Here is a 23,007-nt window from a genome sequence, read left to right as displayed (position 1 = left end):
CTGCATGACATCACTCACCGGGTTGTGACAAGTATTGTGCAAACAATGAACCTCATAGCGGGAATCAGCCGTCAACCTTTTTTAGAACCGATGGCGCTATCCCCGAGAATCCATTCGTCGAGGGGTTCGTCTGAACAGGTGGTGGATGTCCTCCCACGATTGGGCGGGCCGGATTTCCCAAGACAGTCGTGTTGGCACCGACCGGGGAAAACACTGCGGCCCCCATCGCGACCTTCGACCAACTCCCGACCGTCGCATGAGGAAGAATCGTGGCGCCCGCCCCGACCAACACACCCTCCCCAATCGTGGCGCCCCCTGAGATCAGAGCACCGGCTCCTATCACCGAGTAACGGCCGACGGACACGTCGTGCCCGATCACGGCACCGATATTAATCACGACGTGCGGGCCGAGGAAGGCATGAGAACTAATCACGGCCCGTGCGAGAACAAGCGTCCCTTCTTCAAAAGTTGCCGATGTACGGATCAGGGCGGTTGGGTCTATGAGATTCGCCGCTGTATGACCGTAGCGCCTCAGGTCTTCGATTAGATTGCGACGGATCTCAGGATTCCCCACCGCCACACATACCATCACTGAGTCAGGTGACAGATGGCCCAATACTCTCCTATCCCCGATAACCGGGACGCCGTCGATCAGCGTGCCCGCCTGGACAGTATCATCAATGAAGGCGATATCAGCATATCGACATGTCGGAGATGCCCGGACGATATCGACGAGTTCACGGCCCAAACCGCCCGCCCCGACGATGAATAAACGCTTGGTCGTGTTCATATCGTGGTCCTTCTATTCAACTAGCGAACAGATAGAGGTGGATGTTTCACGTAATTTTCGGGGTGGGACAGCTCCCTCTTTGCCTCCTGACGAGGCTCGAAAGGATCGGGTGTCACAGCTACCGGCTGCATCCCTTTAAACGGTTCCATGGTCGCATGCCCGGGTTGTGTAATGCCCTCGCAACGAAGCACCTTCCAAATGGTTCGCAGAAGGATTTTCACGTCAAGCCATAACGATTGGTGTGCGACGTACCACAGATCATGCTCGAACTTCTGCTCCCACGTCAGCGCATTTCGTCCATTGACTTGAGCCCAACCGGTGATGCCCGGCAGGACATCATGTCGATGTTGCTGCTCAGGACTATACCTGTCGAGGTATTCCCTCATCAGAGGCCGTGGCCCGACGAGGCTCATCTCTCCCTTCACGACATTCCACAAACCTGGAAGTTCGTCCAGACTGGAAAAACGGAGAAAACGACCGAACCGTGTGATGCGTTGCGACTCCGGAAGGAGGCGACCGTCGGCGTCCCGAGCATCGGTCATCGACCGAAGCTTATAGATGGTAAAGATGCGGGCACGTAAGCCGGGGCGTTGCTGCGTGAAGAGAACCGGCGAACCGAGATTCACACGCACCAGCACGGCGAGGCAGACGAATAGTGGCGCCGATATCACCACGGCAGGTATGGTGAGGCAGACATCCAGATACCGCTTCCCAACGCGTTGATAGAATGATTGCACGTCTATTGACCCGTGTCGGATGACTATGGAAATGATGCCCGCTGTCTATCGCTTCACATGGCCGTCCTTTATGCTTTCAAGCCAGCCCTGAAACATCAACACATCCCAGAGTTCGTATGCCCAGTCTCGGTGTCCCGAAAGATGCTCCGCCCATTTTTTCCGGATCGGCTCGGGGGAAAAAAATCCTTCATTCCGCAACCGAGTCTCATTTAGTAAGGATTCCGCCCACTCCCGCAACGGTCCCCGGAGCCATGCTTCTATCGGCACGCCGAATCCCATTTTGGGCCGTTCGATCAGTGCTTTAGGCACATATCGATAGAGCAGTTGCCGTAGAAGCCATTTGCCCGTCTGCCCTCGCATCTTCATGGACAGCGGTAACCGCCACACCAACTCGACGATGCGGTGGTCTAGGAACGGAATTCTTGTTTCGAGACTGACACCCATAGCGGCCCGATCCACTTTCACAAGAATGTCGTCCGGCAAGTAAGTTCGAGTGTCGACGTACATCATCTGCTCGGCAAATGCCGAGAGGTGAGGCCACTCGCGTCGATCCGTCAGCACCGTCGCAGGCTCCATGGCGCCGTGAACCAGCGATGCAGGGGATTTCCAATGAGAGACGAGCCTATGGTACATCGCCGTGCAGTCCCGCACGGCGAGGATCTCCGCCAGTTTATGGACCTTATCTCCCGGCTCCCAGGATTTTTTGGACCGGTATAACAGAGGTCCTATCCCGCCAAGGAGGGTCGTCCATGTGTTGCGCGGGACGGAGGTCAAGAGCGAAGCGGCGGCTTGACGAGCGCCAGCCGGCACGTATCGCAGCATGTTCCATATTTTTAGCGCAAGGAAGTAGCGGTCATACCCGCCGAATAGTTCGTCACCTGCGTCTCCCGACAGACTAACGGTGACATGGCGGCGAACTAACGCCGACAGGAGATATGTAGGTATTTGCGACGAATCGGCAAATGGCTCGTCATATAAATCCGGAAGACGGGGAATGACTGCTCGCGCTTCCTCTGGTGACACATATAACTCTCTGTGGTCTGTTCCGAGATGGGCTGCCACGGCTTTCGCATGGATGGCTTCGTTGTAGGCCGCTTCATGAAAGCCGATCGTAAAAGTATGTACAGGCTTGCTCGTTTGGGCTTGCATGAGGGCGACGACCGTCGACGAATCAAGGCCTCCCGAAAGAAAGGCCCCTAACGGTACATCCGCTTCCATTCGAAGCTTAATGGCGTCGCGAAGTAGCTCATCCAAGGAAGCGATGGCTTCCGATTCCGACCCAGGAAAGGGATTCGCCATCCCACGTTCGGCCGCGTCCCGAACAGACCAGTATTCTGTACAGGTCATGGACCATTTGCCGCTGTGGGATCGAAGGACAGCCACCGTGCCGGGCGTGATCTTCGAAACATGGTTATAAATGGAATAGGGAGCCGGAACGTAGGCATAGCGCGTGTAAAGAGCCAAGGCATCGCGGTTCACGTCGGCGTTAAATTGCGGGTGCGCTCGGAGGGCCTTGAGTTCCGACGCGAACACAAATGTCGCGCCCATCCATCCATAATACAGCGGTTTCTCTCCTAAACGGTCCCGCATCAAGTACAGAGTCCGCTCTTCTCGATCCCACAATGCACACGCAAACATGCCGTTGCATCGCGTGATCGCCGTTGAAAGACCATGGTGACAGATATACTCCAGCATGACTTCGGTATCTGAGTGCCCTCGAAAGGTCTGGCCTAACCCGGCTAATTCCTGCCGCAATTCCTGGAAGTTGTAGATTTCTCCATTGAAAACAAGGACATATCGCCCGCATCGGCATCGCATTGGCTGGTGTCCTTGAGGCGAAAGATCCAAGATGGACAGACGCCTATGTCCCAGTGCAATCCCAGCGCGCGCATCGACCCATGTCCCGCCATCATCGGGCCCGCGGTGATACAGAGTGTTCGCCATATCAACGGCGGCCGATGTAAGTTCCTGCTCGGTGAAACGACCGGCCGTGTCGAGAAAACCGCTAATGCCGCACACTCAGCAACCTCCAGCTCTTGGCGCTATTCCGAAAACAAATGGAAATGTAAGGATCGACTCGCTGAACTGATTGATCTATCAAACGAGCAGAATAAGTTAGGTACGGAGCAGATACGCCGCGTTCATATCGTTTCATTCATACCGACACGCGGCTGACAGCTTTCGGGTTCGTGATATTCCCGATACCATTCGACGAACCGTTGCACGCCGACTTCAATGGGAGTATCGGGCTTAAAGCCGACGTCAGTAACCAGGTCATCCACATCGGCATAGGTCGCTTGTACGTCGCCAGGCTGCATGGGAAGCATGGTTTTGACGGCCTTCTTCCCCAATGCTTTCTCAAGAAGTTCGATGACGTAGAGGAGGGCCACCGGCTGATGATTACCGATATTGTAAATTCGATACGGCGCGGAGCTGCTATTTGGCTGAGGAGAGTGTCCGGACCACTGAGGATCAGGGCACGGCGGTTTTTGCCAGACCCGGGTGACTCCTTCGACGATATCGTCGATGTAGGTGAAGTCACGCTGCATCTGTCCATTATTGTGGACAGAAATCGGAGTGCCCGCCAAAATGGCTCGCGTAAACATGAATAGCGCCATATCGGGCCTTCCCCATGGCCCATACACCGTGAAAAATCGTAACCCCGTGCAAGGCAAACCATACAGGTGCGCATAGGCATGCGCTTCAAGTTCATTGGACTTTTTAGTGGCCGCATAGAGCGACACGGGATGGTCAACGTTATCGCGAACTGAGAACGGCATGCTCCTATTCAACCCGTAGACAGAACTGGACGACGCAAACACGAGGTGCTGGACCTTTCCCGTTCGGCAGCATTCCAGCATGTTTGTAAAGCCGACGATATTACTGTCGATATAGGCCTGAGGATTGGTCAGGGAATAACGGACCCCCGCCTGTGCCGCAAGATGGATGACCGACCGAATGGGATAGCGGGTGAAGATGGCCGATAACGCCTCCTGATCGGCTATGGTCACCTTGCACATGGTAAAGCGCTCGAATGGCGCCAATCTGGCCAGACGTGCTTCCTTCAGACTGACATCGTAGTAGTCATTAAGATTATCGATGCCAACCACGTCATGACCTTGCTGTAGCAAGGCAAGGGCGACATGAGAGCCGATGAATCCGGCGGCGCCGGTCACGAGAATCATCCGTTGTCCTCCATATTGGCCCGATACCGTTCGTTCCATTCCGCCAGACTGAGAGACCCTAATGCCGGTTAGATGACGTGCCGCCCCCGACTACGCATCATCCTGAGACGCAAACCGTTCGAAGACCCCCTCATACCGCGTGACAATATCGGGAAGATTGAAATGCTCTCTCACCCGCCTCCTCGCTGCTCGTCCCAATTGTTGCCGAACTTCTGGAGTAGCGTCGATGACGCGGGTCCATGCTTGGTAAAGCGCCTCCGCATTCCTAATCGGTACGACGTAGCCGAACTCGCCCACAATTGCGGCGGAGTCCCCAACGTCGGTCACCACGCAGACGACTTCGCAGGCCATCGCCTCGATGATGACGTTCGGGAAGCCCTCGCCAAATGCCGAGGTGGAGGTCGCGATATCAAGGGAGGCCGTGAGGCGGGGGATATCCATGCGAAGTCCAAGGAGGTGAAAACACTGTGGCGCCCCGGTGCCTTCAATCCAGCTCATGAGTACGGGATTCGCCTCGGTGATCTCCTCGCCGCAGAGTAAGAAATGCGCGTCCGGCCTGTCGCGATGCAGCCGTGCAGCCGCATCTATGAACGTTCGATGATCCTTTTGCGGGTGGAATCGAGCCATGAACCCAATCAATGGAGCCGCATCAGGGATGCGAAGCTCTTGTCTAACCAAGTGCCTGGCCCGTGAATCCGGCTTGAAGCTTTCCACATCGGAGCCGTTCGGGATGACGCTCATCTTCTCGGCAGCATATCCGACCGCCACATGCTCCCGCCGGGAGGCCTGAGAGCAGCAGATGATGTGCTGAGGCAGATAATGCGACGCGCCCGCACAGGTGCGTACGGTCCAGAAGAGACGCCGCTTTTCGTGACGATCGAGATTGCTATGCCGTATGTTCCATACAACCGGAATGCCACCCGCTAATTTCGCAGCGAGTCCGCCAAGCAGGTCCGCGTGATACAGCCAGGTTTGAACCAAATGGGGGCGGTCTTCTCGAAGCCAGCGCGCGAGCCTGAGCATATAGACGGGGTTAGGTATCCCTCGCGCCATGCCGAGCGCATGAACCGGCACGCCCAGGGACTGGATCCGTTTGCCCATCGGTCCAATCTCCATCAGCGTGACGACTTGCGGGCTGAATCGATTGCGATTGAGCCGCGACAGCATCTTGTAGAGCATCATTTCAGCGCCGCCCATGACGAGATTGGTAATCACGAAGGCTATTTTGCGAGGCTTCATGGAGTTCTCGTGCGTCAAGACGTCGATTATTAAGAGACACGACACATCACATCGGTCCGACATGAGCTCCATCGAGCGGATTCATATCAGTATCCGAAGAAAGAGAGCCTGCAGAGATGTCTTCATCAAGAGGTGGACGTGAACGACGAGGGGCGAGTGATCATGGTTACATTCATCTGAGTCGTCCATGCGGAGTCGTTGACTTCGCTCGTGACCGATTTCCCCTGCTCCCCTGAACTGTCACGGCTCAGCGCCGTCATTGATGCCATCAGTGCGAACAGAGGAAGCGCAACGGTATCCATGAGGATATTGTGACTGAAGAAGCCCAAGATGAGAAGACTGGCAGCAAAGGCTGTGCTGGTGCCTTTCACATTGCCACGCGCACGCCAGACCGCTGCGAGGACAGAGAGGGGAAAGACCAAAACTCCAAGGATTCCATGGTCAACCATATAGGTCAGGTACATGTTATGCGACCCAACCGCGACGATATTCTCTTCGTTCCCACCAGCCATCGCAAGATGTGTACCGACGCCCTGTCCCCAGAATGGCGTTTGGCTAAACTTGTCCCATGCTTCTGCGGCAGCATCCATCCTGCTGTGCGTGTTATCTTCATATGGAGACTCTTCAAGGGTCGGGTCCATAACCCATCCCACTCGCTCTTCAACAAAGCGGCTCAAGCCGACGCTTTCCAAATACGATATCAACGCATCGAGTCGGGGAAGTAACACACCAAGGACAAGAAGGAGCGCCAGGGCACACGCGACCGCTATTTGCCGTACGTCAATGGCTTTCCAAAAGAGACCTAATCCCACCGTAACACAGAGTGCCAACGTACCTTGTCTCGAAATCGTCGTCAGCACGCCAAGAAGAACCAGCACGACGAATGGCCCCCGATAAGACGGTCGCAAAGCGGTCAGACTCAGGGCCATCCCTACGACTAACGCTAGGGCGGCTGAATTGGGGTTGATATAGAGACCGGCAGAACGGCCGATGGAATAATTCAGCACTGTCGGAACAAAGACTTCGAACACATTCAAGAAGACCCCCACGACAACCAACAGTGCAATGGTCCTCCTAGCCCACAGAATAGCGCCCGCATCCGAGAAGACAAGCAATAGGGAGATGAGCAGGAGGACGGACTGCGCACGCAATCGTAGTTCTTGCCACGCCATTTCGCTATCGGAGGCGGTAAAAAACCATACGAGAGACACCGCCACATAACAGACACACCACAGTAGTATCGGGGATCGTCGAAGATCCCACGAAAGGATATGGTGGAATAATGGCACCGTGAGCACGACAAAGCCTATCACCCATATCTTCGGGGGCCCCAAGACGTCCCACCCCTTATAGAACAGAAAGTGAGAGGCATTTGAGAAGAAGAGCGCGATCGCTAGGACGGCGAGCAGACGCTGATATAGGTTAAACAATGGGACCCTCATATCGCTGCATGGTAGCGGCTCCTCCGCAGGATGGATGCAATTGACGGAACTCCTACGAAACGGGAGGCGAGTTATGTAATGTGCGCTGGAGCAATATGTCCCATTGATCCATAATCTTGTCGATGCTGAAGCGCCTCCTGACTTCTAACGCCCGACCAGCCAGACGCAGCCGTACCGCCGAATCGTCGATGAGACACTCAATAGCAGACGTCAGGGCCTCTACGTCGTCCGGTGGGACCAATAGACCGTCGATCCCGTTACGGATGATCTCACTTGGGCCGGCGCACGCCGTGGAAATTACCGCCACTCCGCACGCCATCGCTTCCAGTAACGCATTGGGAAATCCTTCGAACCGAGAGGACTGGACGAAAATGTCCGCACCGCGGAGGATCACGTCAGGCTGACGCGCAAGCCCCGGCAACATTACTCGATCTTTGAGGCTCAATTGGGAGACCAGTGCTTCCAGAGTCCCACGCTCTTCACCTTCGCCAATGATGGTGAGAGACCAGTCGGGATGCCGCCGACTACAGCGATGAAAAGCCCGGATCAGAACATCGAACCCTTTTTCCTGAACCAATCTCCCGACCGCCACAATCCTCGCATTCGTTTTTTGGAACGTCGGGAGAACCGTCGTCTCGTCCAGACGCGGATCGATGGGATTCGGAATCACTTGCACCCGGCGCTCGGCGATCAGTCGTGCTGCCCATGGCCTTACAGCATTCGTTTGTACGACAACCGCCGCAGCCCTCCGGTAGACCATGGTTCGCAGAACGTTCCACATGCGGCCCATCGCATATTTGCGGGGGTCAGTCCGCTCCGATACGATTACCGGCACAAGAGTTCCCACGGCCAGCAACGTCAGCGTATTCATTCTATCGACAAAGCTCACAACCATATCCGGCCGGCATCTACACACTTCATGCCGCAACCGCCGGAACCGGGTGATGTTGTTCCAGATCGCCGCACGTACATGGGCCGACGGCATGAGTAGATCTAATCCCACACGTTGAACCCGGACATCCAACGGATACCAATCGTCATGCGTACCATCCAGCGTCAATAAGGTCACTGAGTGGCCTTGAGCGACCCAATAATTTGCCATCAGGCTCATCACACGCTCGGCCCCTCCTGCACGAAGCGAAGAAATCATTAGCATTATTCGCATGAGAGACGGTCCTCGTAGGAAGAATCAAGACGACGATTACGTCTGCTCCGGCCATCCTCGCGCTTCAATCACATCAGCCAAGCGTGTCGCAACAATATGAGCGCCGCGACTAGTCAGATGCGTGTAGTCGAGATACGCTTGATCTTTTTCTTCCTTGAAGACATCGGAAATATCACTGAACCAGATGCCGTGGCGAGACGTTGCCTGCTTCAGGCGGTCGATCAGTCGATCCCGCCCGGTGGTATGGAGCCAGGTGTAATAATTCCAGTATTGCTGGATCCGGACTTCCTCTGGTGTCATTGACTTATGTCGCTCTCCGCATGCTTCGGCTTGTACAACAAACAGCGCGCGTGCACCGCCTATTCTCGCCGACGCATCGAGCCGCCTCACTGTTGTCTCATAATCATTCAGCCACCGCTCAATCTCCGCCTCGCTCGGTATGCGGTCAAACTGCTTTTTAAATTGCCCTTCCAATGCGTACCGCCAGGCAAGTTCCCGCACTCTAGTGGACGCCTTTCGGATGAACAGGCTGTGGTCTTCTCCGAATTTGATGATCTGACGGATCACATCGGACACCGTCGGTTCATTGACGGCCCGAGCGAGCGGGCCTTCGTTTCGATGATGATACGGCTGAATCTGGAGAACAAGCGCATCCAGATCGTTATGTCCATCCATGGCAATCACAATATCAGGATTAAAGGCCGCCACATGATGATTAAAATGGATGAGATTCTGAAACAGCACATACCCCACAGTCCCGGCATTGATCACCTGCACTCTGGTCGTTTCATTTCGCGCCTCGGCGCGTGCATTAAGGATACGTTCGAGCTGTCCCGCGATTGTGTCGCGGTTGTCGATGCTTCCCGAGAAAGGATAATGCGCATCGGACCCCCAGACCGTCGAGCCGCCCATCATGACGATGCGTTTGATGTTGGCCGGCTTAGCTGTCGCGATTTCTTCATCGTTACGAAATCCGGCGGCATTGATTCGAACCGTTGCGGTGCGATAATCAGGGTTCACGCGATAGAACCTATAGAAATCCACCAAATGCTGCGGCTTGTACGCCGGCAAACTTTGCTTCATCGTCCAGACGTGATGCAGCCACGTGCCCCCCTCGATGAGGATACACATCGCCATCGTGACGAGGGTCACTTTAAGAAATGCAGCCATGTTCCATTCTCTCTCGTTGAGATGAATATCGCATTACAATGCCTCACGCCTCGCCGGCTCATCCCGTCTCCCTGTCGTCTGCTCCGCCGCCGCCGTTAATCTCCAGGCCATAAACACTAGGTATGCTGTTGAGGCGAGATGCATGAGACTGACCGACAATGCCAATCCTTCCACTCCCATGCGCTGCATCAACACATAACTGAGCAGGATATTCAGGCATAAATTGATGACAGTCCCCCACATCATCACGTGATTGGCCTTGAGGGCCGAAATGAGCCGGACCACCATGATGCCCAGGGAAAGAACCGGAATTTGCAACACAAAGAAGGCTTGCACTCGGCTGACCAGTAGGGTGTCGGCATCCGTAAAAGCGCCTCTTTGGAAGAGCACGCGTGTCAGCGGCTCCGAGAAATAGACGAGAAGAATTGTGAGTGGCAGGGTGACCAAAAGGATCAATCGCGTATAGGTGGCGAGCGTGTGCCTGACCCCGCCCCAATCATTCATCGCCACCATCCGGGAAAAATGCGGGAGGACGGCGGTGCTGATCGCCGTCGACCCCACGCCGAGAAGCAGGGCAGTAAACTTGCCGCCATAATTAAACGCCGCCACACTGCCTTGCCCCAACATGGCCGCCATCGATTGCCCGATGATGGGCGTGCTGCCCATCAGCAGCGCAGCGGTAATAACCGGGATCGATTGCCTGAACACTTCTCTGACTGCCGCACTGATTCCGCACCAGCGAGGCATGCATGAAATCCCGATTCGGGAAAGCGCCCAGGCAAGCAGCACCGCTTCGAGGAGTCCTCCCCCTACTGTCCCAATCGCTAAAGCATAAATACCCCACCGCTGACTGAACAGGACGAGCGCGAACAGCGTGACAAGCGAGGTCACCATCGGAAGCATCGCGACCCCGACAAATCGATTGCCCGCGTTCAGTACGGCCCCCCATGTGGTGGTCAAGCCACTGAAGACGACTGTCGGTAACAGCAGGTAGTACAGCCACCCCGTCAAATGTAACTTGTCGGCGCCAAAACCAGACGCCAACATCGGAACCAGTCGTCCCCCGGCCAAAGCAAACACGAATGAAACACCGATGAGCAATGCCACGATCCATAGGGCCACGCTTGAGAACAGTGATTGGGCAGCCGCGAGCCCGTCATGCTCGCGAACGTGTATATACGTCGGAATCAGCGCCGCATTAAGGGAACCGGCGATCAACGTAATGGCAAATTGGGGAATTAGAAAGGCAATGACAAACGCCTCAAGCGCGTCACCGGTACCGAACTGGTAGGCAATGGCCACTTCCTTGAAGGCCGCAACGGCTTTGACCAACACGGTACAGCCACCGACAGTCAAAATCGTCGCAAGCAGCTGCCTGTTGACCGATTTGCTTTGCCAAGCGAGCCATCGATTCCAGCCCATCCGGCTTACCTGAAGGCCATTTGGCATGTTCAGCCGCTCACCGACATATTAAACACCTCTCCTGGCACGCCGCCCTACGCGGGGCTGATGCGCATTAATATGAATGTAAATTTTACAGGGTACGCGGCCGGCAAATAGGATACCAAATCAAAGAACCCGCGACAGAGGTTGACCGTCGATTAGCGCTGGACCGGCAATCGCTGGTGCGTGAGCTGGTGACTGCGATCGCCACCATTATTGCGGCCGTAGTAAGGTACTGCACGGGGGATCCCTTTTTGGATCACCAATCCGACGATCTTTGCGCTATTGTGGGTCAAGCGCTGGACGGCCAATACCGTTTCTTCGCGCCTAGTCTCAAAGGCGCCGACGATCAGGAGAACTCCGTCGACCATTGTGGCAAGAATGGATGCATCCGCCACCGGCAATGCCGGCGGAGCATCGATGATCACATGCCGCCCCTGAGCTCGGCAGTGTTTCAGAAGCTTCATCATGGCTTGCGAATGAATCAACTCGGATGGATTCGAGGGAATGGAGCCTTGTGGCACCACAACAAGATTGGGAATGACAGTTGGGTACATCACCTCATCAATCTGTGCGTGGCCGGCTAAGTATTCGCTGAGCCCTCGGCCCTCGCCATTCCCCGCCATGACGTTGAGCAACGGATGAGACTCCACCTTCCGCAAGTCGGCATTGATCAGCACGACGCCGACATGCTGCAGTTGGGCAAAGGCGGCGCCAAGGTTGACGGCCACGGTTGTTTTTCCCTCACGCTGCCCGGGACTGGTAACAAGCAGCGACAGGGGTTGTTCTTGTCCTGCCGACAGCAGCAAGGTCGTTCGCAAGTCGCGAAAACTCTCTGCGGCCGCTCGGCCACCATTGTGACTCTCTATAAGTTTCAACTGGCCAACATCATGCTTAGTGAGACGTGGAATAATGGACAGGATCGGAAGCATGGGCAGGTGTCGTTCTACATCATCGGACGACTTCAGTCGGCTATCCCTCGCTTCCAACACGATCGCCAGCCCAACGCCGGACATGAGGCCGGTCAGCATACCGAGTAAGATATTGAGTTTTTTCTTTGGCTTTACTGGACGGGCCGGCGGCACAGCGGCATCAGCTAAATACACGGGGGTGTCGCTGACCTCGGGCGACAGCTCTCGGTCTTTCATTTGCTTGAGAAACATTTCATACAGTTGCTTGGTGCTCTTTGCCTCTCTATCCAAAATTCCATACTCAATTTCGTTCTGCTCGAGCTTGGTCTTCGCAACTCTTTGCCGATTCACCGCCTCTCTGATCACCCGAACTCGGGCCTCTGCCATATCAGAGTCTTGCTTGACTGAGTGGTAGATTTTCTGGACTTCACCCTGAATCCGTTCACGGAGGTCGGCAAGTTCAGATTTGGCATGAGCCAATTTTGGATGGAGCGGACCGTACTTATCCATCAACTCAGCAATCTGCCCGGAAGCCTTGATCTCTTGCGCACGAAGGGACTGAATCAACGAGGAGGACAACACCTCGCTGAAGGAATCGATCAGTGACCAATTAATCGGCCCCTCGGCATCCCCCTGTCTGACCACAGAGCTGACATGTTGCGATCGGGTCAACGCTTCGGCCGCCTTCATTTCAGCTCTGATAAGCTCCGAATTCAGCTCACCAAGCTTCTGTGCGATATCTCGCTGTCCGTCATGGGCATCGACCAATCCATGTTTAATCCGGTACGCATACAGTTGATATTCCGCTTCCTCAACCTTTTTTCGAAGTCGCTCAAGCTGGTTCGAATACCAGTCTGCCGCCTTTTCTCGCCCGCGCGCGCTCATTGCCAGTCGACCATCGATATAGGCTGTGGCCAGGGCATTCGCGGCACGGGCGCCCAATTCGGGGTCCTGAGACTCGACGTAGATACGTGCTAGCCGGGTCCCGCGGACCGGCTTCACTTCAATTCGCTGCTCAAACGCTTTAAGCAAACAGCCGTCAATTTTGGGATCGTGACCATTGTCCTCGCCGGGATACGTGCGGCATCGATCTTCTACCGCTGTTCCCAGGAATGACGGTAAAGTACGACTGACCCATTGCTCAAATTCTGATGGCGGTTTCTGCATATATTCCGGCCATTGCGATAATTCCAGATGACGGGCCGCCTCCTCTATCACGCCTGGGCTTTTTAACAGCTCAAAATGGGTTTGGTAGTATTCCGGTATCAAAAAGTAACTTCCGACGCGTTCCAAGCTGGCCGGCTCTTCCCGTTCCACCACGACCGTCGCCACAGACTTATAGACCGGGGCCTGGCGGTAAGACCAGATTGCGGCAACTGCTCCACACAGCAGCACGCTTGCCACGACCAACCAAAACCGCCGGAGTACGATCCCGAGCAGATTTTCAAACTTGACGACTTGATCAAATGGCATGGGCGCAGTCCCTTTCAGAGAGTGAGGCCACCATACAGATTGGGGTTGGGAGTAATCAATTCCGACACGCTCTCTTCGGAAAGGAGACCTAGAAGAGGGTCTGCAACGACACCATGACGGTATTCGCGAAGTAGTTAAACTGCTGGACGTTGGACGTTCGGTCCTCAAAGACGTACTGGAAGCTGATGCCGAGCCATTTGACGGCACGGTAATTGACACCGACAGCGATGTTCTTCAACGTGTCGGATCGAGAGGACCCGGTGGGTCCTGTGGATAGGCTCGAATCGAATTTGTCCCTTTCTAACCCGGCATTGAGGGTCGCATCCATACGTCCAGTGAGCTTCTGAACCGCCGACAAATTGACTCCAGTGGATGTAAAGAAAAATGTACCGAGGAGGACAGTCTGTTGGATCGTCCTGTAGGGTTGTAGCACGAGGGTCAACCCGGAAGTCGGCTTCCAGGACAGACTCCCGGACACAAAGAAACCCGGCGCCGTATCCTTGCCCGGCTCCCTATTGAATTGGCTGAGTATGGGACCCTCTTGCTGGACGGGAGCCTTATCAAACTTCAGTACTTGATATCCCACGAGGAATTCGCCCGTCGTTTTGCCTGTAATGTCCCATCGAGCTCCGACACTGCCGGTATAGACTGTCCCGTCAAGGTTCTTGTTTTGATCATAGATGGTCTGAATCAGATGAAAATCGACGAGGATTGATGTTCTGCGGGACACGGTTCCCGTCAGTGTCAGGCCCACATAGTTCGAGAGCTGGTTTCTATAGATTCCTTGGTCATTGTTCAAAAAGTCCCACCGCAATATTTGTGTGGTGAAGACGGCTCCCAGACGCGTTCCGTCATAGCCCATTTGCGCGGTAAACCCATTAGCTGTCCATTTGTTGACTTCTAAGTTTTGGAGATCGAATGCAGATCCTCTAGGGTCATGTCCCAGTTTATGCTGGCCCTGCAGGTCCAGACGTCCTCCCCAGGGAAAGTTAAATTGCAAACGGCCCGACGCCGTCTGATCCTGAACATTATTGGACGGAGTGCGGCTATAGTACTGAATATTGGTTTGATAATCCGCCATGAAAAGATGACGACCTGATGAAAACGGCAACTGTGCTTGTATGCCAGGTGCGAGGGTCGTGAAAAAATCACTGCGCCGATTGGCATCCGTTCGAAACACGTTATCCGTGTACATTTCCGCAATACCCATCGAGGGATGCAAAATGACGGGACCGGCGCTCATCCCTTGTTCTCGCCTAATCGTAGTAAATCTCCCGGGATAGAGCGGATAATACCCTGTCAGTGGTAGATAGGGCGTGGAATATAGCGCTCCAAGCAGAGCTGGGTTCACGAACCGCGACACAACGAGAGACCCCGTTCCACCAAACAACTGCGGCGATGGCGTCAGCTGTTGGCTCCAGCTTTTTTCTTGAAGCTCTACTACAACAAGAAGTGCGGCAAACGCGATGACTACACGGCGACGATGATTCACTTAAGATATCGCAACAATAGGGCGCAATGTATTCTTAAGGTTCAACGTTTGGGTGTTTCGTTGTCGCCGGATCTGTCTATAGAGTCCATACAACGGTGCCACGATCCCTCAAGGGCGATAACGAGTCTTTCGTTGCCCACGGTGGTCCGGCGGCCCGATCCGATACTTACGGAGGAGGTTGAAGCCGGTGACCTGAACGGCAAGGTCGATTCTCCCGAAAGCGGCAGCGATTGCTACGAGCTGGTGGCGATTCTAGACGGCCGCTATCTGCGCCAACAACTCTGTCTCTCCAGAGTATGCAGGCGGATATAGCTTCGCCTCGTAAGTTACATGAATGTGAACTTTGGCTCGAAGGGGAAAGCCCGGAGGCAATGACAAGCTAAGCTCTATATCCAAGAATGGCCAGTAGGATTTTGCTGAAATTTATATCGGACGAAGGATGGCAAAACTTTGCTGTAGGCCCAATGCAGCGACAGATTACCGCGCAACGATGCAACCAGAGAGTAAGGACCGAGAGAGTACGTAGAACAATCCCATACGTAGACTTGCATGTCGTACTGATACAGGACGAAACCATTTGGCTCTATCGTGCTCTTCTCCTTTTGCCATGAATGAACAAAGCGACGAACTCAGGTTGTATGGTTGGCCGCCAGGACGGCGACACCAGTACGTCACCAAGCGTGTGCTGCTGCTGAAGGCGGCCCTATGGACATTGAGCTTAGGTGCCGCGTTTGGTCTTGGAGCTATGTGGGGCTCATTCCGCACGCCGATTGGTGGACGCGCTGAGCCATCTGATGTCGGCAACTATGCCGAAGCCAGACCAGCATACAAGGAAACGACACTCGCCAAGGACGCAGTAAGACTCTGCTGCTTGAAGGATATCCGTTCAGCTCAAGAAGCGCTGACAAACCTTGCAACGGACGCAGGGAAACTGCGGGTGCGCCTCACTGGAAAGGAGTCAGTACGGACCGAGCTAGTCAATTTCACCGAGTTTCTGGAAAACCATGCCAGGGCGGTGTGGGATCAATTCGAATCGTTGTTGGACAACCCACAGGAACATAGACAACAGTTGCGCGATATTCGCATCAACCTCGCGCGGCTCAAAGAGCAGCTCAAGTTGTTAGCCAACTGCTGCGGGCTTTCACCAGGATCCTTGCCGTCGTTGAAACATGAATTAGAAACAGCGGAAAGCCTCTTTCGTCAAGTCCAGGCTCACGTGGTGCCTTCCTATGTTGAAGGCGAAATTGACCCCTCCAAAGTCTCACACGAAGCCGGTTACAGCTACGTCTTTTACAAAACCTTTGAAAGCGTAGGGGATACGATGGGCGCGCCGAACGCATCCAGCCTCAGAATTTATGAAGATGGAGTGCCTGTGGGCCCAGCTCATTCACAACATCTTGATATCCGACGACATGGCCGAGGCCGTTACAGTCATTGGGGTAACACGCTGTACTTTTCCGCCTCCGACAATTCCAATCCTATCACGAACAAGCGACGGTATACTTACCGCGCATACAGCAATATTCCGATTGACCGGGATGAGGACACGCAGCATCAAGTCGAAGCAACATCCATCACCCGCTAACCGGATCGTATGCACGGCGGGCCCCTGCATCAAAGGGACCTGCGGATCCCGGCCTTCCGTATGGCGTTCAACCTACACATCAGATCTTGACTGACAGCAATATCAGCAATTGGGGTATTGGACTGGCAATAGAGTCTGGTATTGGTATGCCGCATCCTATGCGGCCTGTTTGAACTGTGGGTCAGAAGGCGAAGCATTGCTTGAAGAGGATGCGCCTACGGTACTGACTCTTTCTTACCTCCCTTCCTGTCTTATGGCGCCAATTGCCGCTGGCGCCTCGACAACGCCCCGATGAGACTGATGATAACCAATTATCTATGTCGGCGTTAGAGACAAAAACGACTATTCCCACTGCGACGACGTCATTATTTTTCGTAAGCCGCGTGCCTTGCCCTGCCGACTGGGAGGCCCGCGTCGATTTATCCCGGGCCACGTGGGAACAACTCGGGAGATGAAACGGCGTGGAGTTACTTTCAACAACTTCACGGGCGGTATTTTGTCCTCGGCGCAACGGCTTGGAGGAGGAATTGTCAGGCCTGAGAATATCGGATGGGAACGCCACTCTATTGAAAGATGCCTCGACCTCTGCAAGAAGGTATTTTCAAACGCCGACTTTCACGTTTACGAACTGACGTACCCATTCATCGGCACGAATGTGGCCGAGAGCGATCATGCATCCATGTGATAAGCGCATTCAACTTCGCGTTACGCCGCTCCCACTATAAATCAAGCACGCACCCTTTATCCCGCTACGCCATTAATGTTCGACCGACAGGGCCAAGCCGCCCTGATATGCAACGGTATTGCCGCACCTCTTGCCTTTTAACTGCTGCACAACCTCGATATTTCAAGGAGGAGACAATATGAGCGTTCAGGGCGCAATGGCAGCTACATGTGTATCGAGCGAGGTAGACGATCCCGAGAAGGACGGCCGGCTTCCTGCTATAGAAATATCCGTGGTCATGCCGTGCCTCAATGAAGCGGAAACCTTGGAAACATGCATTAGAAAAGCTCAGCAGGCCTTTGACGACCTCCGCATTTCAGGAGAAGTGGTGATCGCGGATAATGGGAGTACGGACGGCTCGCGGGACATTGCCTACCGAACCGGGGCGCGTCTCGTTGACGTCACACGACGAGGCTACGGAGCGGCATTGATCGGAGGCGTCACGGAGGCGCGTGGAAAATTCATTATCATGGGGGATGCCGACGACAGTTATGACTTTTCCAATCTAGCGCCCTTCATTGAAAAGTTACGCGCCGGCTACGACTTGGTTATGGGAAACCGATTTCAGGGCGGTATCAAATCGGGAGCCATGCCGCTCTTGCACCGATACTTAGGTAATCCGGTCCTTACGCGCCTTGGCCGTCTCTTCTTTGGTAGTCCATGCGGAGATTTTCACTGCGGCTTGCGGGGATTTAGCAAGGCCGCATTTCTGGGGCTTGGTCTGCAGACAGCCGGGATGGAGTTTGCAAGTGAAATGGTCGTCAAGGCGACGCTGCAAGGCATGCATATCGCCGAGGTGCCCACGACTCTTTCTCCCGACGGACGGTCACGGCCTCCGCATCTTCGGACCTGGCGCGACGGTTGGAGGCACCTGCGCTTTTTGCTGCTCTATTGTCCTCGTTGGCTGTTCCTTTATCCAGGCGCGCTCGCGATGGCGCTTGGGGTGGCGGGGTGGATTTGGCTGCTTCCCGGCCCCCGCACCATCAACAACGTCAGCTTCGACGTGCACACTCTCCTCTACGCGGCGCTGGCCATCAACGTCGGCTTTCAGGCCATCAACTTTGCGGCCTTTGCAAAGATCTATGCAATCCGCGAGGGATTGCTGCCCGATGATCCGGCCATTCAGCGGGTCTTTCGATACATCACGCTGGAGGTCGGCTTAATCATTGGAGTGGTTCTCATCGGCTTGGGCGTGGGTGCAACCTTATTTGCCTTAAGCTCATGGGGAGCGTCTTCCTTCGGACCCTTGGATCCCTCCAAGATGCTGCGCATAGTTGTACCCGCTGTGACTGCGGTCATGCTCGGATTTCAAATTGTGCTGTCCAGCTTTTTTCTCAGCGTGCTCGGACTGCAGCATAAGTAAGCTCGCCGGCTTGGTTTCAAGACCGGCCTTCCCGGGTCCTTCCACACACATGCGAAGAATTGAATCACACGGATTAACCACGGATGCGTGTCGTCCCAAGATTATCCTTGCCGGAAATGCATAATTCGGTCAACGTCGTCATCGGCTCTGGCCCATGTGGAGTAGCGGCGGCAAAGGCGCTGCTCAACCGGGGACAGTATGTCGTCATGGTTGATGTAGGCTTGACCTTGGAATCCCACGTTGCTGAAAAAATCGCGACCATGCGCCGATCACCGCGTGAACTGTGGGACGGCGGGACGCTGGCAGAGATTCAGCAACCTTTCCTGGAGCATCAAGGCTCGCTCCCAAACAAATATTTATTTGGATCTGATTTCCCTTACCGCCCACCTGCCTACGGCGTTCGGTTTTCATCTAACGCCGTAGGCCTTCAACCTTCTTTTGCCAGAGGAGGATTATCTAATGTGTGGGGGGCATCGATGTTGCCGTATGCCGATTGGGATTTGGGCGGATGGCCCATTACGGAAGCCGACCTCGCGCCGTATTATAAGACGGTACTGGATTGGATCGGATTTGCCGCTCACAAAGATGATCTCTCCGATATCTATCCGTTGTATGGAACGCCGCATGCCGGCTTGACCCCTAGCTCGCAAGCGCACATTCTGCTGGAGCACCTCAAGAAGCATGCCGTCGCTCTCCGGCGGCATGGGTTAACATTCGGAGCCAGCCGCTTGGCAATTCGGCCGACAACGTTCGCATCCAACTGCGTGTACTGCGGCCTATGCATGGTCGGCTGTCCTTATGGCTTGATCTACGAGTCGGGCGATTCACTGGAGGAGCTGAGCCGTTCCCCCCGGTTCTCCTACCGCAGCGGCCTCCATGTGAACCGGCTGCACGAAACGGATCGAGCTGTAGAAGTATCGTGTACGAACATCTCCGACGGGACACGTACTCGACTTACGGGCAATCGGGTCTTTGTTGCAGCCGGGGTAATAAATACCACGGCCATTGTTCTCAAAAGCCTAAAGAACTTGGCTGAGGCTGTAGAACTTCAGGACAGCCAATACTTCCTCATTCCGGCGGTAATGTTGAAGCGGCATCGCGAGGCGTCCGTGCTGCCAACCCATACGTTGTCGCAATTGTTCCTCGAAATTCGGGACAAGGCGGTCAGTCCGTATACGGTTCATCTCCAAGCTTATACATTCAACGCCGTGTACGAATCGCTTCTGAAAAGGAAACTCGGCGCGTTCGCACGCCTCCTTCCGTTATCTATGGAGAAACAGTTCTTGGATCGACTGATTGTATTGCAGGGATACTTGCACTCAAGCCACTCCGGACAAATCCGGCTGGACATCGGTACGGACGAATCGACGGACATCCGCACTTCGGTCGTACACAATGCGGAAACGCGAGCAGTGGTCAGAAGGGTGTACCGTTATCTCGTCAAGCACAGCGGCAAACTGGGATTCGTTCCCATGCCTGGACAGCTACAGCTCGCAGACGTGGGACGGGGCTTTCATTCTGGTGGGAGCTTCCCCATGCGGTCTGGGTCAGGACACGAATTCACCACCGACTGTCTTGGCAGGCCCCACTCGTTTCGACGGGTGCATGCCGTGGACGCCACCGTGTTTCCGACGATTCCAAGCACAACGATCACATTGTCCGCGATGGCAAACGCGTATCGAATCGCGGATACCATAGCGGCTACGGGTTGATATGCGCTGCGCGGTTACAGGGTATTCCGGCTATGTTGGGTCAGGAATCGCCCGGACGATGAAGAATGCGGGAATTGATGTCGTTGCACTTGGGCGGGCCTCCACGGCCCAGTTCCAGTGTGACTTGGCGAATGCGGACCGCCTTACGCTGCCGGATGCCGACACTCTCATTCATTGCGCCTGGGCACTTCATTTGAACGAGACGGCCGACATCGCGCGGGTGAACATCGAGGGTTCGAAAATGCTCATTCATCAGGCGACACGCGCAGGAATCAAAAGGATCATCTTCATCTCGTCATTAAGCGCATTTGAAGGCGCCCGATCAAAATACGGACAATCAAAGCTGCTTGTAGAAAAAGAAGTCCTGAAGGCCGGCGGCGTCGTCATACGGCCGGGATTGGTCTTCGCGGACGGATCGTCCGGCGGAATGGTCGGTTCGTTGGAAAAACTTGCCGCCCTTTTTCCCATATTGCCCATGGTGGGCCTGGGCGGACAGCATCTCTACTGGTGCCATAGAGAAGATCTTGGACGCCTTATCGTGGCCTTAGTTCAGAATGGAACATCATCGGCCACCTTTCAAGCCTCGAACTCTCGCATTTTCATTGCGGCGTCTCCAGTGAGGTGGAGGTTTGCGGAAATCGTCCGCCATCTTGGGAAAAAGCAGGGGCGCAACATCCGGCTTTTTGTTCCTATCCCGCCGTTGCTCATTTGGGCGGGGCTACGAAGTTTGGAAAGGGCCGGTGTGAGACCGCCGTTTCGCAGCGACAGCTTGATCAGCCTGTTAAACCAAGACCCAGATCCCGATTTTGCCCCGGTTCGCCGCCTAGGTATACGATTTCGCGACTTCGCGTAGACTGACTCCTTCTATGTCCTGCAAGGGAACCAGACGCCTGGGCACCAAAGATATAACTTCGCTATGACGAATCTATTCCATCATAAGCCATAAAGATGGCGGCGGTTTTCGACATTCACAAGATTTTGAGCACATGATTGACCGGATGCATCGGAGAAAGGAGCACCTTTGCAAGTACCGTAGGTCCCTATCCGACCAGTTGACCCCCGTCAAGCCGCTCGCGATATTGAGCATCACTGAGGAACTTGACTTCTCAAACCATCCGGATATCTATCGATCAACGATTCTCGACCCGGACCTTCCCTTCGATGGACATTCTAATAAACTCCGACTGATTCCTGGAACGAAGCCGGGAAGGGCCAATCGTCAAGGATGGGACTCTTGGGTTAGAGGCCTCATTCTTCACCTACATCACAAACTTGGTGCTTCAAAAAGCGCGCATCGCGGAGCGGTGACGCACGAGATACGGATACAGAAAGGGGATTGTGCCGGGGTTCGCTCAAACCTGAACCCACCATATCGTTATTGGTTTGCAATAGAGGAAGACCATGAAGTTAATTCTCGTGATCGGCCATATGAAGGCGGGGGGTGCCGAACGTGTGATGTCTATTATCGCGAATTATTGGGCAGCGCAGGGTCGGCATGTCACACTCATTACGATTCGCGCCACGAGTGAGGATTTTTACCAACTACATCCGCTCGTGAAGCGCATTGGGTTCGGCCTGAGGGAACGGCACATTCTCCAAAACCTCAGCCGGCTACGCCGGGAGATTCGCCGGACTCGCCCGGATGCCGTCATCAGTTTCATGCCGACCGAGAACGTCCTCTCGATTTTGGCTTGTGTCGGCCTGCGAACCCGCAACATTATCTGCGAGCATACTGATCCACGCCAGGCCGCACCGGACATTCTCCCGCTCCGAGCGCTACGGTATCTGTTGTATCGGAGGGCCTATGCCGTCGTCGTTCTGTCTGAAAGAATACGTTCATGGGCTGAGACTTTGGCACCGAAGGAACGTGTGCATGTGATCCCAAATCCGGTCGCGCTTTCCCTCTACCAACGGTTTCCGCCACAGCGAAAACGTGCGGGGAACACTATCGCGGCCATCGGAAGACTGAACGATACAAAAGGTTTCGATATATTGATATCGGCCTTCTCTCAGGTGGCGTACGAACATCTCGATTGGTCATTAGTCATTATCGGAGAAGGACCGGAGCGATCGAAGCTTGAAGCCATGGCGGGGGCTCTAACACTTCAGGATCGGGTTCATTTTCCCGGTTGCATTCAGGATACGATCGGTTTTCTGAGGACAGTGGATTTATTTATCATGTCGTCTCACTACGAAGGTTTTCCAATGACGTTAATTGAAGCGATGGCTTGCGGGTTGCCGGTCATCTCCACCCGCTGGGACGGTGCCGCTGAAATTATTCGTGACGAAATAGACGGGGTCCTTGTCACTCTCAACGATCCTTCGGCCTTAGCTACAGCCATGAACCGTCTGATATCCGATCCTTCGGAACGAAAGCGCCTCGGAGAACATGCTGTAGAAGTATCGAAACGATTTAATACGGACAGCATAATGAACGTCTGGGAAACACTTATCAATCCCGATGAACGCCGGACTTCATATGACCATAACATCAAGGCGCATGGCACCCAACGACGTGCCGACCACACAACCGGATGATTATTGTCTGGGTTCATAGGAGGCGAACAGTCGCGGGG

General features: G+C 54.6%; 16 protein-coding genes. 5 read left to right on the top strand and 11 right to left on the bottom strand.

All coding sequences use genetic code 11. The features are described from left to right. Nucleotides 1-64: 64 nt before the first annotated feature. The 11 genes from ACWHYZ_RS10735 to ACWHYZ_RS10685 form a co-directional block, all read right to left on the bottom strand. Nucleotides 65-790, bottom strand: coding sequence for an acetyltransferase (locus ACWHYZ_RS10735; protein ID WP_447987248.1), 726 nt, complete (start codon nucleotides 788-790; stop codon nucleotides 65-67). Between the two features lie 20 nt (nucleotides 791-810). Then, nucleotides 811-1,527 (bottom strand): sugar transferase, encoded by a 717-nt coding sequence (locus ACWHYZ_RS10730; protein WP_447987247.1) that lies wholly within the window; start codon nucleotides 1,525-1,527, stop codon nucleotides 811-813. Nucleotides 1,528-1,572: 45 nt separating this feature from the next. Continuing rightward, the gene (asnB, locus tag ACWHYZ_RS10725; RefSeq protein WP_447987246.1) at nucleotides 1,573-3,546 is read right to left on the bottom strand and encodes an asparagine synthase (glutamine-hydrolyzing); all 1,974 of its coding nucleotides are present in this window, start codon (nucleotides 3,544-3,546) and stop codon (nucleotides 1,573-1,575) included. Between the two features lie 122 nt (nucleotides 3,547-3,668). After that, nucleotides 3,669-4,712, bottom strand: coding sequence for an NAD-dependent epimerase (locus ACWHYZ_RS10720; protein ID WP_447987245.1), 1,044 nt, complete (start codon nucleotides 4,710-4,712; stop codon nucleotides 3,669-3,671). Between the two features lie 90 nt (nucleotides 4,713-4,802). After that, nucleotides 4,803-5,951, bottom strand: a complete 1,149-nt coding sequence (locus ACWHYZ_RS10715; RefSeq protein ID WP_447987244.1) for a glycosyltransferase family 4 protein — start codon at nucleotides 5,949-5,951, stop codon at nucleotides 4,803-4,805. Nucleotides 5,952-6,076: 125 nt separating this feature from the next. Next, complete coding sequence (locus tag ACWHYZ_RS10710) at nucleotides 6,077-7,381, bottom strand: O-antigen ligase family protein (protein WP_447987243.1); 1,305 nt, start codon at nucleotides 7,379-7,381, stop codon at nucleotides 6,077-6,079. A gap of 64 nt (nucleotides 7,382-7,445) precedes the next feature. Then, nucleotides 7,446-8,558: a glycosyltransferase family 4 protein gene (locus ACWHYZ_RS10705; RefSeq protein ID WP_447987242.1), complete on the bottom strand. Its 1,113-nt coding sequence runs from the start codon at nucleotides 8,556-8,558 to the stop codon at nucleotides 7,446-7,448. Nucleotides 8,559-8,594: 36 nt separating this feature from the next. Further along, a complete protein-coding gene (locus ACWHYZ_RS10700; protein ID WP_447987241.1) occupies nucleotides 8,595-9,728 on the bottom strand; it encodes a hypothetical protein in 1,134 nt (377 codons plus the stop codon). A 33-nt stretch (nucleotides 9,729-9,761) separates the two neighbouring features. Continuing rightward, complete coding sequence (murJ, locus tag ACWHYZ_RS10695; protein ID WP_447987240.1) at nucleotides 9,762-11,177, bottom strand: murein biosynthesis integral membrane protein MurJ; 1,416 nt, start codon at nucleotides 11,175-11,177, stop codon at nucleotides 9,762-9,764. A gap of 152 nt (nucleotides 11,178-11,329) precedes the next feature. Beyond that, the gene (locus tag ACWHYZ_RS10690; RefSeq protein WP_447987239.1) at nucleotides 11,330-13,555 is read right to left on the bottom strand and encodes a GumC family protein; all 2,226 of its coding nucleotides are present in this window, start codon (nucleotides 13,553-13,555) and stop codon (nucleotides 11,330-11,332) included. Nucleotides 13,556-13,643: 88 nt separating this feature from the next. Continuing rightward, the gene (locus ACWHYZ_RS10685; protein ID WP_447987238.1) at nucleotides 13,644-15,047 is read right to left on the bottom strand and encodes a surface lipoprotein assembly modifier; all 1,404 of its coding nucleotides are present in this window, start codon (nucleotides 15,045-15,047) and stop codon (nucleotides 13,644-13,646) included. A gap of 607 nt (nucleotides 15,048-15,654) precedes the next feature. Between ACWHYZ_RS10685 and ACWHYZ_RS10680 the strand changes: the two genes are divergently transcribed. The 5 genes from ACWHYZ_RS10680 to ACWHYZ_RS10660 all read left to right on the top strand — a co-directional run bounded on the left by ACWHYZ_RS10680 (nucleotide 15,655) and on the right by ACWHYZ_RS10660 (nucleotide 22,969). Then, the gene (locus tag ACWHYZ_RS10680; protein ID WP_447987237.1) at nucleotides 15,655-16,632 is read left to right on the top strand and encodes a hypothetical protein; all 978 of its coding nucleotides are present in this window, start codon (nucleotides 15,655-15,657) and stop codon (nucleotides 16,630-16,632) included. A gap of 881 nt (nucleotides 16,633-17,513) precedes the next feature. After that, on the top strand, nucleotides 17,514-18,719 hold the full coding sequence (locus tag ACWHYZ_RS10675; protein WP_447987562.1) for a glycosyltransferase family 2 protein: 1,206 nt from the start codon (nucleotides 17,514-17,516) through the stop codon (nucleotides 18,717-18,719). A 107-nt stretch (nucleotides 18,720-18,826) separates the two neighbouring features. Continuing rightward, the gene (locus ACWHYZ_RS10670; RefSeq protein ID WP_447987236.1) at nucleotides 18,827-20,431 is read left to right on the top strand and encodes a hypothetical protein; all 1,605 of its coding nucleotides are present in this window, start codon (nucleotides 18,827-18,829) and stop codon (nucleotides 20,429-20,431) included. Nucleotide 20,432: 1 nt separating this feature from the next. Next, complete coding sequence (locus ACWHYZ_RS10665; protein ID WP_447987235.1) at nucleotides 20,433-21,284, top strand: NAD-dependent epimerase/dehydratase family protein; 852 nt, start codon at nucleotides 20,433-20,435, stop codon at nucleotides 21,282-21,284. A 548-nt stretch (nucleotides 21,285-21,832) separates the two neighbouring features. Then, complete coding sequence (locus ACWHYZ_RS10660; RefSeq protein WP_447987234.1) at nucleotides 21,833-22,969, top strand: glycosyltransferase family 4 protein; 1,137 nt, start codon at nucleotides 21,833-21,835, stop codon at nucleotides 22,967-22,969. The last annotated feature ends 38 nt before the right edge of the window (nucleotides 22,970-23,007 follow it).

The sequence above is a fragment of the Nitrospira sp. Nam74 genome (assembly GCF_965152615.1).
The sequence above is the reverse complement of the archived record's forward strand: the minus strand, read 5'-3'. Positions and strand labels throughout refer to the sequence as shown.

Excerpts from the sequence above, each read along its gene's own strand:
- ACWHYZ_RS10690 (WP_447987239.1), bottom strand. The coding sequence starts at position 13,555 with ATGCCATTTGATCAAGTCGTCAAGTTTGAAAATCTGCTCGGGATCGTA.
- ACWHYZ_RS10700 (WP_447987241.1), bottom strand. The coding sequence starts at position 9,728 with ATGGCTGCATTTCTTAAAGTGACCCTCGTCACGATGGCGATGTGTATC.
- ACWHYZ_RS10720 (WP_447987245.1), bottom strand. The coding sequence starts at position 4,712 with ATGATTCTCGTGACCGGCGCCGCCGGATTCATCGGCTCTCATGTCGCC.
- murJ (WP_447987240.1), bottom strand. The coding sequence starts at position 11,177 with ATGCCAAATGGCCTTCAGGTAAGCCGGATGGGCTGGAATCGATGGCTC.
- ACWHYZ_RS10680 (WP_447987237.1), top strand. The coding sequence starts at position 15,655 with ATGAATGAACAAAGCGACGAACTCAGGTTGTATGGTTGGCCGCCAGGA.
- ACWHYZ_RS10675 (WP_447987562.1), top strand. The coding sequence starts at position 17,514 with ATGGCAGCTACATGTGTATCGAGCGAGGTAGACGATCCCGAGAAGGAC.
- ACWHYZ_RS10715 (WP_447987244.1), bottom strand. The coding sequence starts at position 5,951 with ATGAAGCCTCGCAAAATAGCCTTCGTGATTACCAATCTCGTCATGGGC.
- ACWHYZ_RS10705 (WP_447987242.1), bottom strand. The coding sequence starts at position 8,558 with ATGCGAATAATGCTAATGATTTCTTCGCTTCGTGCAGGAGGGGCCGAG.
- ACWHYZ_RS10660 (WP_447987234.1), top strand. The coding sequence starts at position 21,833 with ATGAAGTTAATTCTCGTGATCGGCCATATGAAGGCGGGGGGTGCCGAA.
- ACWHYZ_RS10665 (WP_447987235.1), top strand. The coding sequence starts at position 20,433 with ATGCGCTGCGCGGTTACAGGGTATTCCGGCTATGTTGGGTCAGGAATC.
- ACWHYZ_RS10735 (WP_447987248.1), bottom strand. The coding sequence starts at position 790 with ATGAACACGACCAAGCGTTTATTCATCGTCGGGGCGGGCGGTTTGGGC.